We start from the raw sequence: 19,096 nt of genomic DNA, 5'->3' as shown, positions 1-19,096 counted from the left end.
CGTGTGACTTCTGCGTTCGTCTGAGCGTGTATTCTTATCGTGTTCCTTGACAACAGTCGTGTATGCGGCTCCGGAGTAAGTTCGCGATCGTCATCATCCTGGTGACACTCACGCTGAGTGTCTCGGTTTTCACCGCTGTGGATCTGTATCGACGCGATGCCGTCGAGGAGTCTCGCGTGGCCGTCAACGAGACGGCGACCCGTACAGCAAACCAGATCGACGCATCGGTTCGCGAGAGACAGGACTACTTGGGGCTCGTCGCATCCCGGTCAGAAGCACACCAGTTCGACCAGAGTGGTCAGTTTCTCGATGCGCTCGTTTTGAACTCACGTTTCTACGCCGCCCAGATCGTCGCCACGAACGGGACCGTCATCGCCTTTCGCGGAGACATCACAGCCCAACAGCGGCGAGCCGTCCTCGGCTCGAACCGAAGCACCGAACCCTACGTCAAAGCCGCGCTCGACGGTCGCTCGTTCGTGGGAGAGGGCGAGGCTGTCGACGAGACGGACAGGCACGTCCTCGTGTTCAGTACGCCGATCTTCGAGGACGGGGAGATAGCGGGTGTCCTCGCAGGGGCGGTCTATCTCGACACACAGACCGCCTTTGACGCACTGCCACCCTTAGAAACGAGCAGACAGACCGTTCGAGTCGTCGGGAACGGGACGGAACTCTACGAGGGCGACCAGCAGTTCACCGCGTCGATCGAAGCCTCCGCGACTGTTGACGCGACGGGGTGGACGGTCACCGTCGTCCGCGACCGGTCGAGACTCGATGCCCGCCTCCATCGTCTGGAGCTGTTTCAAGCTGGACAGCTGGGTGTCGTACTCGTAGTGATGGCCGGGCTCGGCTACTGGCAGTACGTCGCGAGTCTTCGCCAGACGGAGCGTCTCCTCGGGGGCTTCGATGACATCGGATCCGGTAACTACGACCGGACTGTCTCGCTCGAAGGTGGCACCGAGTGGGAGCAGATCAGCGACGGGTTCAATGACTTGGCGTCGACGCTCCAAGCGCGCGAGACGGCGCTTCGTCGCCGAACACAGCGACTGGAAGTCATGTACCGCGTCGTGCGGCACAACCTCCGGAACCAGCTAACGGTTCTCTTGACCTACGCAGATGTCATCGCTGAGGTCACCAACGACGAAGAAATCCGCAGGGCAGCTCAGTCTATCGGCGACGCAGGACAGACGCTCACGCATCTCAGCGAACGGGCCCGTCAGATCGAGACAGCCCTCGCGGATGATCAGACACCCTCGCGGATAGAGGTGAACGAGATCGTCTCCGACGTTGTCGCCGACCTCCGTGAGACGTACCCGACGGTGGAGATCGAAACCTCTCTCGCCGAGGACCGCTGGGCACACGCCCTCCCGTCGCTCCGGATGGCGATCGAGAGCGTCTGTGAGAACGCTTGCCAGCACAACGATGCCGAGGAACCTCACGTCGAGGTAACGGTCGCCACGGTCGACGGGACGAGTGCGCGTGGAACACGTCCGACGGAACTGACTCGAACCGGTACTGTGGATGACAGTGTCCAGCGCGCCGACCAAGACAGGAAAGCGGACGGCGAGACTGTGTGGAAGGATGGCGTCGTCGACAGCGACACCGACCGCTGGGTACGCATCGTGATTGCCGACAATGGCCCCGGTCTCCCCGAACAGGACCGGACTGCCATCACCGAGGGACGCGAGACGGAGCTCGAACACGCGAGCGGCCTCGGTCTCTGGTTGGCCCATTGGCTCGCCGACCGTTCAGGTGGTCACCTCCGGTTCCACGACGCATCCCCTCGGGGGACGGTCGTCGAACTGCTCCTCCCACGGGCCGCGGCGACGACACCGACACACGGGCCGGACGGGGAGTCGGGAGGAGAGCGTTAGCCGGACGAGCCTCGTCGGCTCCGCGATTTCCCTCACTGTGGCCAAGAGTCCACTGAGACAGGACATCGACTGGGCCGGACTGGATTACCGGTGACGACGACCGAACGCTACGGACAGGGCCACGACGAGCAGTGCGACAGCCGTCGTGCCGAACCCGAGTCCAGGAACGGATTCACCGCTCGTTGCCTGACTAGCCTCTGGAGGGCCCGTCGACGCGTTGTTCGTCCTCTCGGCTGTAAGAGTACCCCTGCGACCGATCGTTGAGCCACCCGTCGGTACGGTGTCTCCGGATTCGACCGTGACGTTTCCGACGAACCGTTCGTTGACGTACACCTGATAGATTCCCGGTTCGTCGAAGGAGCGTTCGAAGGTGGCCTGTCGAGTTCCGTTCGGGGCGATCGACAGCTCCGTGCGGTCCACCAGCGTCTCTTCGAGGAGCAGTTTCACAGTGTACGTGCCATCTGCACCCCCATCGTTCCGCACGCGGACCAGGACCTCAGTTCCCTGATGTGTGCTGATACGCGTGACGGTCACGAGCGCGTCGGTGATACGGAACTTCGCCTGTTTTACACCCGTCGTGAAGTCAGAGAACCCCGGTGTCCTCGCCTCGAAAAAGTAGTGGGTCTCACCCTCTTCGACGAACCGTGTCGGGAGTTCGACCCACCCGCTTTCCTCGTGACGGTACAGCACGACGTCCTCTGGGCCGGTCTCGTTCCCGGCCAATCGGTCTTTCCGAACACGGATTCTGAACGTGACGTCACTGATCTGCTCGTTCGGAATGCTGTGATCGACGTGGACGTATCCCGCGGGCTCTGTTCCGTCGCCGAGAGCGAACGCAGGGACGTCGCCGAACCGACTGACGTTCGTCGCTATGCTGAGATCGACCGATCCGGCGCGTTCAGGCGTGAACGTGACCGCGTCAACCGCGACGACGTCGTCACGCGTCAGCGGCCACGAGATATTGAGCGACTGCGTCGTGTTCGCCTCGGCGTCCGTGATCGTGGCGTTCACCAGTGTCTTTCGCTCCAGCACCCGTGACGGCGAGACGTCAGCGACCGTCTGCGTATTCGTAAGCCAGACGTTCCGTTGCGGTTCGTCCGGATCGTTGCTCAGGACGTGGAGCGTCGCGAACTGCGGGCGTGCCGTCGTCGCGTCGAACGTTACAGTCACGTTCTGTCGGTCACCCGGTCCGAGCGTCAGCGGCCCGTCGAACGCCCGCTCGAAGGCTGCTCGGTCGGGTCCGACGATGGCGACTGCATCGATCGTCAGTGGGGCGTCTCCCACGTTTCGTATCGAGAGCGTCTGCGCCTCCGACTCGCCAGTCGCGTTCGAGAAACGGAGCGCCTCGGGCTGGACCACGATATCCGGTTCCGCGTCGACCTGTCGCGAGACAGGACCCGTGGGCTGGACTGCTACCCCGACGGCAGCGGTGGAGAGAAGGACTGCCATCACGAGGAGCACCCGCACTGTCCGCCCAGAGGCACCTGGTCTCATAATCGTCTCCGTTCCGCAGTGTATGCTAACACACACCAAATAGCTTATCGAGAACCGCGACGGTGTCTCCGGATTGGTCTCTAGTACGGATCCATGTCCTGCGGGAGTCCGTCCGAACGCCGCGGCAACGCATACGGGTCCATATCCTGCATTCGGAACTGCGAAGTTGCGCCGGTGGCGTCCGTAACACCACGCAGGTGGTGGATTCGAACGTCCCAGTCCCCCACGTCACGTGACATGTCATCGACCGGGAACTCGACGGAGATGTTGTCGATTGGGAACGCAGTCTGGGTGGCGTCGTTGCCTTTCCCATCGATCGAGGCGAGGGGGGTCTCTGCGGTCGCAGTCACGTTGTCGATCGGGAACGCGAGCGCAGCTGTGTGGTCTCCGCTCGATCCGTCCTCGTGAACCGTCGCGGGTGCAAGTCCCATGATGCCGACCGCACCACTCGTGAGGACGATGCAGGCCAGCAGCAGTTTGACAGCGATTCCATCGGCGATGTGGGTGTCTTCCATCATCACACTTACCGCTCGGACGGAGGCATCGATGAGGATAGACGCTCAGTACTGAGAACGTCTCTCTCCTCAGAGCGCTTACTATCTAGAGGAGAGCCGCCACTGCAGAGCTTCAATACCTCGCGGGCATGGTACGACGCAAGGATCGACAACCGAATACCGGTGTCCCACTGAGACACGTGCCTTCCAATAGGGACAGGGCCGGTGATCATGGCCGATTCCAACCCACCACACACAGCCCCCAGCCGACCGGGGCCAGACCGACCATCGAACTGGCTCCTCCCCGCAGGTGACGGCGGCGTCATCTTCGACATAGAGAACCCGTCTGAATGACAGACCACACGAGTACACTCTGTCAGGCCAGTCCGAATCTTGACTACTGGTACCGTCTAACACGATACTATGGACGATACCCTGGATTACGTGACAGACGGAGTGTTCGTCGTCGATGAGGACTGGCTCGTCACTCGTTCGAACGCCGTCGCGGCGGCCAGCCTCCATCGTGAGGTCTCGGAGTTGACCGGCCTCGATGTCCGGGATGTCTTTCCCCGGTCGGTCGACTCGCGGTTCCACGAGTCCGTCGCTGATGAGGACTCAGAGCCGGCTGCGATCGACTTCGAGGACTATTTCCCCGACATCGGGAAATGGTTCGAGGTTCGGACGGTCCCTGTGGATAGTGGGATGGTGGTCGTCTTCCACGACGTCACTGCTCGCAAAGACCTGGAGGACTCGATTACCGACCGCGAGGCGGAATTAGACCGTCTCACGCGCATCAACGCGGCCATTCAGGAGATAATCCGCGAACTGGTCGGCGCGACGAATCGTGAGGAAATCGAACGGACCGTCTGTGAACGGCTTGCGGCGAGCGATCTCTACGAGTTCACGTGGGTCGGGGAGCGCGACCTGCTGACCGACCGTCTCATCTACCGGAGTGCTGCTGGCGAATACGAAGGTGTCGTCGAGTTGCTCGTCGACGAGAGTGGAACGTCCGATGGGCCGGAGTACCTGGAACAAGCCGTCACACGAACCGGTGAGACGCGACTCGTTCGACAACTCGTCGAGGACGAGTCAGTGCCCGAGCAGATACGGCGCGTCGCGTTCGCTCGCGGGCTGCAGTCTGCCATCGCGGTCCCCGTTCGATACGGTACGACCACCTACGGCGTCCTTGGCGTGTACGCCGCTCGCGCGAACGCCTTCACCGAGCGCGAGCGCAAGAGCCTGGAGACGTTGGGCGTCGCGATGGGATTCGTCATCAACGCTGCTCGACAGCGCAATCTCCTCCTGTCGGACACGGTGGTCGAACTCAGGTTCCGCCTGACCGATTCTGCGGACGCTCTGCTGGCGGCGTCATCTCGACTGGCATGCTCGCTCGCGGTTGAAGGCGTCGTCCCGCTCTCTGAAGGCGCGTTGCGCTGTTTCGTCAGCGTCGAGGGAGTGCCACCCGGAAAACTCCTCGAGACGGTGGTAGACTCGACTGGGATTGTCGACGCACGCGTCGTCCACGAAACGACAGCAGACGAGGCGACCGACGGTGGACTGCTCGAACTCACCATCACCGAGGAATCACCACTCTTGACCCTGGTGGAATACGGCGCAACCGTCCGTACGGTGACGTACACTGAGGGCGTCGGCTGGGTCGTCGCGGAACTCGCCCCCGACGAGGACATCCGCGCAGTGGTCGAGGCCGTCGGTGATCGATTTCCCGACTCGAATCTCCTCGCGAAGCGGGAACGAGAGCGGGACGTCGAGACGGCTCAGGAGTTCCGAAGCTCGCTCCACGAGCGACTCACCGACCGCCAGCAAACGACACTGAGGGTGGCGTATCACGGCGGCTACTTCAAATCACCACGTGACAGCACGGCCGAGGAACTCGCCGAGGGACTTGGGATCTCCTCCCCCACGCTCCACTACCACCTCCGGGCCGCCCAGTGGAAGCTGGTCGACGCATTCATCTCCGATGACCCGGGGCGACCACTTCGCGACGAGCGTGACGAGTGGCAAGGTGAGCAGGGGGGAGACCAATGACAGCGGCCCCAGATACCGGGCCGGACCAGGGATCGACGGAGAGTGGTCTCTTCGACGTGTTTCCCGATCCCGTTCTGTCATACCGGCCCGCCCGGTCAGATGAGCCGAATTCGCGTCCAGATGCGCTCGTGCTCCACATGGTGAACCCCGCCTTCGAATCGACGTTCAACGTCGACCGCGACTGCATCGGCACCCCTCTCGAGCAGGTCACCGTTGCTGGCCGAATCGTCTCAACCACAGATGACGACGCTGACGCCCACGACATCAGCCCGCATGACACGACAACCGTGAGGAACATCCTCGATGCCGTCGGCGGGACAGCCGACTCGACGGTTCGACTCGCACAGGTCCTCTCGGGCGACAGACGTCACTTCCACGTCCGAGCGATCGACACAGGGCCAGACCACACTGGTAGCTATCTCCACTTCACTACCGTTCCAGAACTCGAGCAAGGACGACTCGAACTGGTGGCGAGGATAGACCGCCTCGAACGAACCTTGGACGTCGTGACCCACGACATTCGGAACCCCCTCGAAGTGGCTAGAATCCGCCTCGAAGCAGCACAGGAGGCCGGCAAGGATGTCCACTTCGAGAAAGTCGCGGGCGCACTCGATCGGATCGAACAACTAGTCAGCGATGTCAACTCGGCCAGCGCAGGAGGTATCGACCCGACCGACGCGGTTGCGCTGGGGGACGCAACCGAGTCCGCGTGGGAGACAGTCGACACGGCCGACGCCACGCTCGTCAGTTCACCAGATGTACCGACGATCCGAGCCGACGCCGACCGTCTTCGCCAGATCTTCGAGAACCTCTTTCGCAACGCCGTGGAGCATGCGGGGCCTGATGTGACCGTGGCTGTCGAACCGATTCCAGATGGGTTCGCGGTCGTCGACGACGGCCCGGGAATCCCGTCGGAAGTCGGCGACAGTGTGTTCAGGGTCGGCGTGACGACTACACCGGGGAGTCGGGGGCTCGGACTCGCCATCGTCGATCGGATCGCACAGGAGCATGGCTGGTGGGTATCGGTCGTATCACCCGATGCTACATCGACCGACTCGGACACGGGAGCCAGATTCGAGTTCACGGACGTCTCGATTCTCACGTGACCGACCGGTAACGACCCGGTGAACGACTCACGGTGGCTGAAGCGAGTTGAAACGGTCCTCCGGCTGCACTCACCGTAGGTGCTGGCGAGGCGAGACTACAGGTGTGAGTGACAGCTATCCAGAAACCAACTCCCGCGTTCTGCCTGCTCACGGGTCGGATTGGTTCATCACCGACGAATCAGCCGCTGGGTGAGCGTGCGAAGCGAGACCCCGGTTCTGGCCGAACAGCTCGATTCGTGCTAATTATCTAGAGGTGAGCGCCGGAGACGCGCTGCAATACTGAGCGTCTGACTTCATCGAATACCACGTCTTGCCTCCAACTGTGATGAAAGCACTGACCCACATCACGGCTGGACGCACTGCCACCAGAGTACTTCTCGTCGCGGTCATGTTGACCTCCGCGGTAGCTGGAACCAGCGGAATGGCCGCAGCCGAACCAATGGACGGGAAGGGCAACGATGTGCCCACCCTTCCGCCGAGCCTGTACTCGCTTGACGGGAAGGGCAACGACCCGCTCCCTCCGACGCTGTCCTCACTCGACGGGAAGGGCAACGATGTGCCCACCCTTCCGCCGAGCCTGTACTCGCTTGCTGGAATAGGGAACGATGCCACAATCAACGCGTTCCCGATCAACAACGTCACCGCCTTCACTGCGGCTTACGTGGGGCGAGGCGGTGGCTCAGGCAAACCCAGCTTCTAACCGACACGACCTGGGGTATGGGAGTTCGAGGCTAGAACCCCGCTCTGAAGGGTGGGATACAGCCGACAAACCCTACCAATCCACCGTCGATAGCAAGGCCGCATATTCCACGCCAACCACAGCGGTCAACAAAACAGCACGCATAACCAGGTACGAAGCCAGAAGATGAGTCGAACCATCCGAACAGTCGAGGCCACGAACCCCACAGGAGGCCACCCACAACGGCGACTCGTCTGTCGACGATCCCGTCACATCCCGGTGGCATCCGAAGGCCGTATCCTCAGTTCGGCTCATTCCGTTCGACCTCTCGCTTCGACTGGAGCTATGTGTCGAGCGTTTCGCCACCCGGCACGAGGCGTTGCCCTCGCTCCCGTTCGACGATCAACAGACGAGTACAGGCTACCGCGAGCGAGGCCGATCTACCGGAGCACCTCTATCCACACTGTCTGCGAGCGACTGCCGCCGGCTACCACGCCTACAAAGGCGTCGCTCCGGTGCCGCTACAAGCCCTGATGGGCTGGTTCGACTGGCGACTGCACGGAAATACATCCGTATCTCGTGGACAGCGACGGCTGATGCGCTCCGTCGAGTCCATCACCGGTAGGAACTAAGAACTAACCAGCCATCCCTCGACAACTGCGTGCTGGATACAGAGGGTAACTGCGCCGATTGATCCGACGAGCTATCGTTGTCCCGACGGACCAGCCTTCACCACCGTCCGTGCAGCGGTGACGGAAAGATTACCTCCAATCGTGTTGTACGGTAACGTACACCATGGATTTTGCGTGGAAATCCTTCGTTGAACCTGACCCGCAATCAGAGCTCCAGGGGGTCGTCGGGTATCTGCACCCGTTGCGGTACCGGACAGTGCCAAGAGTTCTCTGGCGGACCCGGGAGATAGAAGCACAGCTGGCGGAATCGAGTGGGCTGATCGGCTATGCCCTGCGCGCCAAATTACCCCAGAAGCAGTTCTGGGCAGTTGCTGCCTGGGAGAGTGACGAGTCGCTCCAAACCTTCGTGGAGAGCAATCCTCACGCCGAGGTCAGAACGGCGCTCAAACGAGAAATGGAAGAGAGTTGGTTCCAAAGGTTCGAAGTGAGTGGCGAGGAAGTCCCGCTGGATATCGACGAGGCTCTCGAGCGAGTCTGATTCACAGAAGACATTGCCCTCGAACCACGGGGATCAGAAAAACACCTGACAGTGGTCAGTTCCTGGATCGTTCTCGGCGGACGGACAGACCGAGCGCACAGAAAATGTGTTTATATTGACTCGAATCGTATCGTCTGTTCGACATGCCGACGCCGACCGGCACGACACAGGAGGTAGGGGTGGAACGGGTCGTCGACGGGGACACCATCAAGGTCCGGTTCCCCGAGGCCGGCGACGCGGAGTCGGACGTCGTCGACCTCCGGATACTCGCGCTCGACACCGAGGAGTCCCGGGGAGGAAGCGGCAAGCCGAAGACGCCGTGGGGGGTCGCGGCGAAGGAGCACGCCACGGAGTTCGTCCCGAGTGGGTCGACTGTCACGCTCGAATTCCCCGGGACCGAGTCCCTGGCGGAGTGTCTTCGCCGGTACCGCGACAACTACGGCCGACTCCTCGTGTACGTGTACGTCGACGGAGAGGACTTCCAGGAGCACATGATCCGCGAGGGGTACAGCCCCTACTTCACGAAGTACGGCTACGCGGCGGTCCAGGTCAATCACGAACGGTACCGCGAGGCCGAACGGGAGGCTCAGGCCAACGACCGGGGGGTCTGGAACCAGTTCGCGGTCAACGGGGCCGAGATGCGCGACTATCACGGCCTCTCGGCGTGGTGGGCACTCAGGGCAGAAGCCGTCGAGCGGTACCGCGCGGCAGCGACCGAGGGTGACGTGTTCGACAGCCGACTGGACTACGACGCTCTCCGCGAACGGGCGGGGAGCGAGGCGACGGTGTTCACCGAAATCGCCGAGGTAGAGCGCGTCGGCGCGGCCCACGCCGTCGCCAGCAACGGCTCGCGCGAACAGCGGTTCAAACTGTTCCTCCCCGACGCGCTGGAGACCGAGTCGGGACAGCGCGTGCTCTCGCTCCTCCGACAGCGGTACGTCGCCGAGTCCGACGGCACGACCGTTCAGCGACCGACTCGAAGCTACGCGTTCGTGACGGGGCCGGTGAAGCGGTATCCGCCGCGGGACGGTGAACCCGAAATCGACGTCACCTCGATAGAGCAAGTCACCGACGTGGCGCCGCACGTCGCAGAATAGACGGGGGAGCCGACTGTGACAGCAGAGCGCGGAGTCGCCGAGGGGTCGACGAACAGCCGACGGTTTGGGCGGACCGGCCGACGGAGGAAACGGGGCGCTCGAACGGCTGACGCGCACACCGGCGGGTGAGCCGTCGGAAATCGTATCACTGGAGAATGCAAGCTCAAGACGTTTCATCCGAGCGTCCAAGGACCGGTCGATGTCAGCCGAGACTGTCAGCGGTCTGTTCGAGCACGAGCTAGAGAACATCTACTTCGCTGAGCACGAGCTCACCGAGGCCTACACGCGGATGGCCGAGCACGCCGACGACGAGGAGCTCGCGTCGTTCTTCGACGACCACGCCACCGAGACGGGCGTCCACGTCGAGCGGCTCGTCGAGGTGTTCGAGGAGACGGGCGAACCGCCGCAGATGGAAGAGTGCGAGGGCATCGAAGGACTGCTCGCCGAGTGGGAGGAGTTCCTCGAGGAGAACGAGACGGGGTCGCTCATGGACTACTACCACCTCGTCACCGCGGTAAAGACCGAGCGGTACGAGCAGACGGCGTACGAGAGCCTGATCGACCTCGCCGAGGACCTCGGTCGGGAGGCCGCCGCGGACCTCCTCCGCCAGAACCTCGACGAGGACGCGGAGACCATCGACGAGCTTCACTCACGGATCGAGTCGTTCGACCGGGGCGAGTAGGGTCCGAGACGGCGACCGTCCTCTTCTGACGGAGCCCCTCCGAGCGTGAGCGGCCGACGGACTCACTCGTCGCGCGTTCCACCGCCGAGGTAGTACTGGATGCGGTCGTGGGTCGCCTCGGACACCTTGAGGAACTCGACGACGCGCTCGCCGTTCTCGCGTCGGTCGGATTCGACGTCGAGCGTGAGCGACTGCTCGCGCAGGTGGTCGAAGAGCGCGTCGACCTCGTCGGACGGCCCCCGGACCGTCTGGCGCTCGCCGACCGCCTCCCCCGCCGAGACGTCGTCGATGGTCTCGACCATCGGCAGGAGAATCGATTCGCCGAGGGAGTGGGCGCGTTCGCGGAGGCGCTCGGACGAGTCATCGAACTCGGCCGCCTGGAACGCTTCGCGGACGACCCGCGAGAAGACGAAGTCGCGGCCGTAGTCGAACGGGAGCGAGAAGGCGTAGGCGAGTTCGGCGTGGTGCTGCGACTCGGTGGTGTACTTGACCATCGCAGTGCCGTCGGTCGACTTCAGCACCACGCCCTCCCGCTCTGCGTCGTCGAGGCGGTCGATGCGCTTACGGACGGCTTCGACGGCGTCAGACGGCTCGTAGCGCCCGAACAGCCGTGGTTGCTCGAAGCCGTACCTCGCACAGAGGTCGCGTCGACGCTCGACCGAGAGCGGGTCACCGGACGCGCGGTCGCGGACGTCGAACACGCGGAACTCGTGGGAGTCGACGTCGTCGTAGTCGTGGGACGTGTACGGCGTCTCGGGGCCGACGAGTTCCGCACAGAGGGCCTTCTCGGGGTGGTCGGCGAAAAACGCCGACAGATCGAGTCGGTCACGGGCCCGCCCTGTCGTGTACGGGCAGACGTACCCCCCACGGGTGAACGCGAGCGACTCGCTCGCTTCCCCGGGGAGGTCGGCGATTCGAACGTTGAAGCCGTCGAGTTTCTCCTCGACGGCGACCGCCTCCTCGCCGAAGACGGACTCGATTCCCGGGTCGAGAACCAGGACTCGCGGGACGCTCGGATACCCGCGGACGACGACGTCGGCGTCGGGGATAATGACGGTTCCACGCTCGATGTCGTGGTGAGCGGAGGGGAGGGCGTGGTACGTCCATCCCGCGTGTGTGCGCGTCTCGAAGTGCTCGAAGAGGTCGGACGGGGTCTCGGCGGTCGACTCCAGCCGCTGGAAGTACTCCCGTTCGTCCATACTGCTCCCGACGGCGGCCGCGGGGGAAAAATCTCGGTCGACGCACAGGTCCCGAAGCGTTCGCGCGTGGTCGAACGACGAGGACGTGCGCGGGTCGGGGACGGTGGAGCACGACCGACCACCCTCTGCGTGCCCTCCGCCACGTCTCCTCGCCCGTCGCGCCGTTCGGTGTCGCCCCCGGGGAGGGCCGACAGGTCGAGTCGTCTCGCGCCCGGGAACAAACAGCTTAATTATAGGCTAACGTAACAGGTCGAGCAGGTCAGACCGGGGTGACCCGAGATGCTCCGCATCGAATTCCAAACCACCGCGTCCGGCGTCGTGAGCGAACTCGAGACGCATCTCCCGGACGTGCGACGGATCGAGTTCGAGAACGCCTTCTACGCCGACGAGGGCGACTGGATCGAGTCGCTTTTGGTCACCTCGGGGACGACGTTCGATCCGGAGTCCGCGGTCGCCCCCCTCTCGCGCGTCGAACTGTTCCACCACGAGCGAGTGTCGGCGAGTCGGGCCGGCCAGTCGACCTATCGGCTGACGGTCGTCGCGCACGAACCGTATCCGTTCTTACTGGGCGTCATCCTGCGAGGGAAAGCCATCCCCAACCGACTGGAACTCCACGACGACCACTTCGACGGCGTCGTCACGGTCAAAGCGTGGGAGGCGTTTCGGACCCTCGCAGACCAGATCCAAGAGCGGTTCGGACGGTTCGAACTCCTGAGCGTGAATCAGGTCGAGACGACCGGTGAACCGCTGGGAAGCGGGCATCTCGGCCGCGTGTTGCGGAACGAACTCTCCGAAGAGCAGCTAACCGTCCTCCAGACGGCCCACGCGAGGGGCTACTTCGACGTGCCGCGCGGGGCGTCCGCGGACGACATCGCGACCGAACTCGACATCGCGCAGTCGACGCTCAGTGAACGCCTTCGGACGGCGGAAAAACAGCTGTTCGACCTCGTCTTCTCGACCGACGGCGCCTCGTTCGACACGCCGGACGACCGCGAGTAACCGACGGTGGGGTGCATCCCGACCCTTGCGACGAGGAGTACCTGTATGGATTTTTACTAAATCTAAAATATGAAACTGTTCCGTACCGAGTTACGCTCGAAACCGGCGTCGTGAGCCCGCGGGGAGGTGTTGTACATAAAGGATGATTATGATTGGTCGGCATCGGGAGTAGGTTCAGGCCGATATAGCAGAGACGGGGACGTGTAATGTCACGCGACAGATCCGTCGAGATGGAGAAAGGTACGACATCGCGGCGTCGGTTCATTCGAATCGCAGGCGCAGTGGGGGCCGCGGGACTGGCCGGTTGTGGAGGCAATCAAGGTGGCGGTGGCGGAAGTGGAAGCGGCGGCAGTGGTGGCGGTGGGAGCGGAGACGGCAGCGGAAGCGGCGGTGGCGGTAGTGGCGGCAGCGGTGGCGGCAACTCGATCCAGACGCGGTTCTGGGAGGAGTGGCCGGTCGACACGAAAGGCGTCGACGTCAACGATCAGGCGGTCCAGTTCGAGTACACCGTGGTCGAGGGCGAGGCCATCCCGGAGGTCACGGTCCAGTTCGCGCAGTCGGAGACCCCGTGGATGCGCGAACACGCGCTGATGATCCAGCAGTCGTTCAACGACATCGGGGTGCCGGTCAACCTCAAAAACGTCCAGCCCAGCACGCGATACGGGGAGTTCTGGCGGGCGGACATCGGCCATCCGGTGCCGGCGACGATGAACCTCCACGGTCCGGACCCCCAGCGCGGACTCGACCCGAACCCGTTCCTCATGCGGGCACACCCCGAAACCGGCGGGAACTACTACAACTACAAGAACGACGAGGTCACCGAACTCCTCGACGAGCAGGCGACCACGATCGGCGACCGCGAGGCGCGCGCCGAGATCTGTCAGGAGATTCAACGGAAACTCAGCGAAGACGCCTACATCATCGCGTCGAACTTCCCCGAGGTCATCACGGTCGCCAACACCGCGAACTGGGAGGGGTACGTCCCGACGCCCGGCAACGGGACGACCCGCGACTCGTTCATCTGGACGCAGGTGAACCTCCAGCCGACGGGCGACTCGGCGACCTGGGTGAAAGGCGTCACGTCGGGGATGCAGGGCACGAACCTCCCGTGGTCCAGCGGTGGACAGGAGGAAAAGCGCCTGTTGAACGTCTACGACGGGCTGTTCGACGCCTCGCCCCAGCTAGAGATCGTTCCCGGACTGGCGACGAACGCCGACGTGGTCGACGACACGACCGTCGAGATGGACCTCCGGGAGGGGGTGACCTGGCACGACGGCGAGTCGTTCACGCCGGAGGACGTCAAGTTCAGCGTCGAGATGTACAAGCAGCACACGGCCCCCCAGCAGGGCCCGTTCTACCGACCGATCGAGAGCGTCGAAGTGTTGTCGAGCAACGGCGGCGGGCGGGTGCGGTTCAACCTCACACAGCCCGACGCGGCGTTCCTCACCCAGCGGGCCGTCCGGAGCGCGATCATCCCACAACACCGCTGGAGCGACGTCGACAGCCCCAGCGAGTACAACCCGGACAACCCGGTCGGCACCGGCCCGTTCAGCTTCGTCAACTGGGAGCAGGGGTCGGAACTCCGCCTGGAGAAGCACGCGGACCACTGGCTGTGGGACGACGAGACCCGTCGGGAGATCATGGGCGAGCAGTACTTCGTCCCCGGGGACGGGATCGACGGGCTGGTCGAGGTCAACGTCGGCAACGTCTCGACGCTCATCGGCGCGATGCAGGCCGGCGACATCGACGCTATCGGGACGACCGTCTCGAACCAGCAGGCCGAGCGTGCGGCGAACGCGAGCGGCGTCGAGAAACAGACCGCACGGAACTACGTCCCCACCGACGTCCACATCAACCACATCGTCCCGCTGTTCCGAGACAAGACGTTCCGCGTGGCCCTGAGCCACGCCGTGGACAAGCAGGGCTTCGTCGAGAGCACGCTCGGCGGTCGGGGGGAGGCCATCCAGGGCCAGAACCTGCTCACGCCGCTACTGACGCCGTTCTACGGCGAAACCGAGCCCTACGCGTACGACGTCGAGCAGGCCCGGACGATGCTCCAGCAGGCGGGCTACACCTTCAACGGCGACGACATGCTCGTCTCTCCGCAGGGTGACGCCTGGGGCGCCTTCGAGGAACGGGTCGAAGACGGCCACGCCACCAGATCCGAACTCGACCAGGCGGACTTCTCCTAACGGGACCAGAATCGACCAATGACCTTCCGACGCTTCCTGGCAAAACGGACGCTGATCGCGGTGGTGCTGACGCTGATCTCCGTCAGCGTCATCTTCGCGACGCTTCGGTTGCTCCCGGCAGGCCCGTTCAGCGGACTCGTGGCCTCCGGGTCGCTCACGCCCGAGCAGGTGGAGCAGGTACGCGCGATGTACGGGCTCGACGAGCCGATGTACGTCCAGTACATCAAGTACATCCAGAACCTGTTCACGCTCCAGTTCGGGATCTCGATCACGCAGCAGCGGCCGGTGGGTGAGATCATCATCCCGGCGCTGGTGAACACGCTCGTACTCCTGCTGCCGGCGCTCGTCGCGACGGCGATCGTCAGTTCGCTGGCCGGCATGTACGCCGGGTGGAACCGCGGGTCGTGGTTCGAGCAGTCGAGCATCGTCGTGACCACGGTCTTCCGCGCGACGCCCATCTTCGTGACCGGGATCCTCCTGCTCATCGTCTTCTCGTACGGGTTGGACTGGCTGCCCGCCTTCGGGATGCGAAGTCCGTTGGCCAACCCGCAGGGGTACGCGGAGACGTACCTCTCGGTCGACTTCCTGAAACACTACCTCCTCCCGTTCACGGCGACGGTGCTGTTCTACAGCGGTGACTTCCTGATGCTCGCGCGCAACTCCGTCGTCGAGCGCAAGGGCTCGGAGTTCCTCATGCTTCACCGCGCGAAGGGCCTGTCGGAGATGGAACAACTCGGTCGGGCCGGCCGCAACTCACTGCTCCCGCTGGTGACGTACTTCGCGCTCCGGACGGGCATGCTCTTTCAGGGAGTGATCACGCTGGAAGTCGTCTTCGCGTGGCCGGGAATCGGCCGCGCGCTCGTCCAGGCGATTCTCCAGCAGGACTACCCGACCGTACAGGCTGCCGTGTTCATCATGGCGCTGGCGGTCATCGTGATGAACCTCACGGCCGACGTGGCGTACGCGAAACTCGACCCGACGGTCGGGGCAGGTGACGTCTGATGTCGGGATACAACCTCGACGCCGACACCGCGAGAGACCGACTCCGCTCGGAGTTCGGCCGGGCGAGACGCACGCTGAGCGTCGTGCTTGAGGACAACGCGGCGAAGGTGGGCTTCGCGATCATCGTCGCGTTCGGCTTCCTCGGTCTCTTCGGTCCGTACATCGCTCCCTACGCACCCATCGAGGACACGCTCCGACAGGGTGGGTCGATCATGCGGCTGACCAGTCCGAGCGTGAAAGCCCCCTTCGGGACGACTTCGTTCGGCAAGGACGTCCTGAGCCAGTTCCTCGCCGGCGCGCGGCCGACGCTCATCGTCGGTCTCTTCGGCGGCGTCGGGACCGGCGTCGTGGGGTTCCTCGTGGGACTCACGAGCGGGTACTTCGGCGGTCGCGTCGACGAGTTCCTGATGCGGCTGACCGACCTGACCTTCGCGCTTCCGTTGCTGCCGATGGCGCTGGTGATCCTCTCGTTCGTCACCCCGAGCATCTGGGTGATCACGGCCGTCCTCGTCGTCTTCCTCTGGAAGATGCCCGCGCGGGTCATCCGTTCGGAGGTCATCACGGTCAAGGAGCGGACGTTCGTCAAGTCGGCCCGGGCGAGAGGGGCCGGTCACACGCGGACGATGTTCCTCCACGTCGCGCCGAACGTGCTCGGGATCGGCTTCCTGTACACCGCCTACGCCGTCGGCTGGTCTATCGTCGCCGGCGCGTCGCTCGCGTTCCTCGGCTTCGGCGACCCGACGACGACCTCGTGGGGCCGGATGCTCCAGCAGGTGTTCCGCTCGGGCGCCATCCGCACGGCGTGGTGGTGGGTGCTCCCGCCCGCACTCGGTATCGGTGCCGTCACGACGGCCGTCTTCCTGGTCGGACGGGCGTTCGAGGAGATAGTCAACCCCGACCTGCAAACGGAGCAAGAATGAGCCTGCTCGAAGTCGACGACGTGAAGATCACGTACCGAATGCCAGACGACGACGTGCACGCGGTCAACAACGTCTCCTTTTCGATCGACGAGGGGGACAACTACGGGCTCGTCGGCGAGTCCGGCTGCGGGAAGTCGACCCTCGCCAAGTCCGTGCTCGGGCTGCTCGACGACAACGGCGAGGTCCGCGAGGGAAGCATCCGATTCGACGGACGGGAGCTACGTGAACTCTCCGAGCGTGACTGGCAGTCCGTCCGCTGGGAGGACATCGCCTACATCCCACAGAGCGCGATGGACTCGCTGGACCCCGTGATGACCGTCGGCGCACAGATCCGCCAGGCGATCAGAAAACACCGGGACGTCTCGAAGGCGACCGCGAACGAGCGCGTCGCCGACGTGTTCGAGATGGTCGGGCTGGACCCCGACCGGGTCGACGACTACCCTCACCAGTTTTCGGGGGGGATGCGCCAGCGGGTCACCATCGCGATGGCGCTGGCGTTAGACCCCGAACTCATCATCGCGGACGAGCCGACGACCGGACTGGACGTGATCGTCCAGGACAAGATCATCGACAAGCTGATGCAGATCCAAGAGGAGACCGGCAGTTCGCTCCTCCTCATCACCCACGACGTCGGAGTCGTCGCCGAGACGTGCGACGAGGTGTCGGTCCTCTACGGCGGGAAGGTGATGGAGCAGGGCGAGACGGACCGCGTCTTCAGGACGCCGACGAACCCCTACACGATGGGCCTGAAGAACGCCTTCCCCGAGGTCGACGAGTTCGACCAGCAGGCAATCTCCATCCCGGGGTCGCTCCCGGACCTCGTCGGCGAGCCGACGGGCTGTGTGTTCCGCAATCGGTGCCCGTTCGCCACCGAAGAATGCGAGCAGGGCCACCCGCCGCTGGTCGAGGCCAACGAACAGCTGTCGGCCTGCTACTACACCGACCAGGCGGACGAGATGCGGGAGGAGGCGGCCGACCCGGAGACCTGGGGAATCGAGGCTCGTGACGAGCGGGGACGGACGGACGACGGCGGCGACGTCATCCTCGAAACCCAGGGGCTCGAGAAGTGGTTCAAACAGCCACAGGGGATGCTCGACGACCTGCGCGGCAGAGAGCCGAACTACGTCAAGGCCGTCAACGGCGTCGACCTCACCGTCCGCGAGGGCGAAATCGTCGGCGTCGCCGGCGAGTCCGGCTGCGGGAAGTCCACGCTGGCGGAGGTGATCGCCGCGCTCCAAGAGCGGACCGGCGGGGAGATTTTCATCGACGAAACGCCCGTCGACGCGCTGCTCGAAGAGAGCACCCGGAAGTTCCGTTCGCAGGTGCAGTTCATCTTCCAGGACCCGTTCGACTCGCTCAACCCCCGCCAGCGAGTTCGTGCGGCCGTCGCCGAACCCCTGAAGATACAGGGCCACGACCGCGAGACGATCGACCGCCGCGTCCGACAGACGCTGGCGGACGTGGGGCTCGAACCGGTCGACAAGTACCTCGACCAGTTGCCGGCGCAACTGTCGGGCGGGGAGCGCCAGCGCGTCGCTATCGCGCAGGCACTCGTCCTCGAACCGACGCTGCTCATCTGTGACGAACCGGCGTCGATGCTCGACGTCTCGTTGAAGGCGAACATCCTCAACATCCTGCGGGAGATGGCCGACGAGCGCGACATCGGCATCGTCTACATCTCCCACGACCTGGCGAGCCTCACCCAGATCGCCGACCGCCTGGCCGTGATGTACCTGGGTCGGATCGCCGAACTCGGAACGACCGAAGACGTCGTCCGCACGCCGAAACACCCGTACACGGCGTCGCTCCTCGCGGCGTCGCCCAGAACCGACCCCGACGTCGACCGCCAGCGGGTGCTCTTGCCCGGCGAACCGCCGAATCCGGTCGACCTTCCCGACGGCTGTAACTTCGCGCCGCGCTGTCCGAAAGCCGACGAGACGTGTCGCAGCGAGGACCCGGCACGCTCGGCGTTCGCGGACGACGGACACGAGGCGGCCTGCTACTTCCCGGTCGAGGACGTCGAGGACGAACTGCTGGAACGGTACGCCGAGGAACACGAGGACGAACTCTCGAAGGCCGTCGAGGACGAACTGACGCTTTGAGGTCCTCTCCGCCCCGAACTCGAAGGGCGGGACTCTCTCTTCG

The 19,096-nt window shown here is 64.0% G+C and carries 15 protein-coding genes; 12 read left to right on the top strand and 3 right to left on the bottom strand.

Annotated elements, in window-relative coordinates; all coding sequences use genetic code 11:
• The first annotated feature begins 62 nt into the window (after positions 1-62).
• Positions 63-1,871, top strand: a complete 1,809-nt coding sequence (locus C2R22_RS03725) for a sensor histidine kinase (protein WP_103424565.1) — start codon at positions 63-65, stop codon at positions 1,869-1,871.
• A gap of 84 nt (positions 1,872-1,955) precedes the next feature.
• Here C2R22_RS03725 and C2R22_RS03720 read toward each other — a convergent pair whose 3' ends face one another.
• Both C2R22_RS03720 and C2R22_RS03715 read right to left on the bottom strand, forming a co-directional pair.
• Entirely contained in the window at positions 1,956-3,338 is a 1,383-nt protein-coding gene (locus C2R22_RS03720; RefSeq protein ID WP_162562369.1) for a PGF-pre-PGF domain-containing protein, read from the bottom strand.
• A 107-nt stretch (positions 3,339-3,445) separates the two neighbouring features.
• Entirely contained in the window at positions 3,446-3,883 is a 438-nt protein-coding gene (locus C2R22_RS03715) for a hypothetical protein (RefSeq protein WP_103424563.1), read from the bottom strand.
• A 399-nt stretch (positions 3,884-4,282) separates the two neighbouring features.
• Between C2R22_RS03715 and C2R22_RS03710 the strand changes: the two genes are divergently transcribed.
• From C2R22_RS03710 to C2R22_RS03685, 6 genes are all read left to right on the top strand, one after another.
• Positions 4,283-5,905 carry a bacterio-opsin activator domain-containing protein gene (locus tag C2R22_RS03710; protein WP_103424562.1) on the top strand — a complete coding sequence of 541 codons (1,623 nt, stop codon included), beginning with the start codon at positions 4,283-4,285 and terminating at the stop codon, positions 5,903-5,905.
• A complete protein-coding gene (locus tag C2R22_RS03705) occupies positions 5,902-7,011 on the top strand; it encodes a sensor histidine kinase (RefSeq protein ID WP_103424561.1) in 1,110 nt (369 codons plus the stop codon). Before C2R22_RS03710 ends, C2R22_RS03705 begins: the two co-directional genes overlap by 4 nt.
• Before the next feature lie 421 nt (positions 7,012-7,432).
• Complete coding sequence (locus C2R22_RS03700; protein ID WP_162562368.1) at positions 7,433-7,711, top strand: hypothetical protein; 279 nt, start codon at positions 7,433-7,435, stop codon at positions 7,709-7,711.
• A 774-nt stretch (positions 7,712-8,485) separates the two neighbouring features.
• On the top strand, positions 8,486-8,860 hold the full coding sequence (locus tag C2R22_RS03695; RefSeq protein ID WP_103424559.1) for a hypothetical protein: 375 nt from the start codon (positions 8,486-8,488) through the stop codon (positions 8,858-8,860).
• Positions 8,861-9,003: 143 nt separating this feature from the next.
• Positions 9,004-9,957, top strand: coding sequence for a thermonuclease family protein (locus C2R22_RS03690; RefSeq protein ID WP_103424558.1), 954 nt, complete (start codon positions 9,004-9,006; stop codon positions 9,955-9,957).
• 199 nt (positions 9,958-10,156) lie between these two features.
• Complete coding sequence (locus tag C2R22_RS03685) at positions 10,157-10,639, top strand: YciE/YciF ferroxidase family protein (RefSeq protein WP_103424557.1); 483 nt, start codon at positions 10,157-10,159, stop codon at positions 10,637-10,639.
• A gap of 62 nt (positions 10,640-10,701) precedes the next feature.
• Here the strand turns inward: C2R22_RS03685 and C2R22_RS03680 are convergent, their stop codons facing one another.
• Positions 10,702-11,838 carry an RNA ligase gene (locus tag C2R22_RS03680; RefSeq protein ID WP_103424556.1) on the bottom strand — a complete coding sequence of 379 codons (1,137 nt, stop codon included), beginning with the start codon at positions 11,836-11,838 and terminating at the stop codon, positions 10,702-10,704.
• A gap of 279 nt (positions 11,839-12,117) precedes the next feature.
• Between C2R22_RS03680 and C2R22_RS03675 the strand changes: the two genes are divergently transcribed.
• The 5 genes from C2R22_RS03675 to C2R22_RS03655 all read left to right on the top strand — a co-directional run bounded on the left by C2R22_RS03675 (position 12,118) and on the right by C2R22_RS03655 (position 19,053).
• Entirely contained in the window at positions 12,118-12,837 is a 720-nt protein-coding gene (locus tag C2R22_RS03675) for a helix-turn-helix domain-containing protein (RefSeq protein ID WP_245902871.1), read from the top strand.
• 206 nt (positions 12,838-13,043) lie between these two features.
• Complete coding sequence (locus C2R22_RS03670; RefSeq protein WP_103424555.1) at positions 13,044-15,029, top strand: ABC transporter substrate-binding protein; 1,986 nt, start codon at positions 13,044-13,046, stop codon at positions 15,027-15,029.
• Positions 15,030-15,047: 18 nt separating this feature from the next.
• Positions 15,048-16,031: an ABC transporter permease gene (locus C2R22_RS03665; protein ID WP_103424554.1), complete on the top strand. Its 984-nt coding sequence runs from the start codon at positions 15,048-15,050 to the stop codon at positions 16,029-16,031.
• Positions 16,031-16,951, top strand: a complete 921-nt coding sequence (locus C2R22_RS03660) for an ABC transporter permease (protein ID WP_103424553.1) — start codon at positions 16,031-16,033, stop codon at positions 16,949-16,951. Before C2R22_RS03665 ends, C2R22_RS03660 begins: the two co-directional genes overlap by 1 nt.
• The gene (locus C2R22_RS03655) at positions 16,948-19,053 is read left to right on the top strand and encodes a dipeptide ABC transporter ATP-binding protein (RefSeq protein ID WP_103424552.1); all 2,106 of its coding nucleotides are present in this window, start codon (positions 16,948-16,950) and stop codon (positions 19,051-19,053) included. The genes C2R22_RS03660 and C2R22_RS03655 overlap by 4 nt, the downstream gene beginning before the upstream one ends.
• The last annotated feature ends 43 nt before the right edge of the window (positions 19,054-19,096 follow it).

The sequence above is a fragment of the Salinigranum rubrum genome, from assembly GCF_002906575.1.
GTDB lineage: Archaea > Halobacteriota > Halobacteria > Halobacteriales > Haloferacaceae > Salinigranum > Salinigranum rubrum.
Note: the sequence above shows the minus strand (reverse complement) of the source record. Positions and strands in the feature narration are given on the sequence as shown.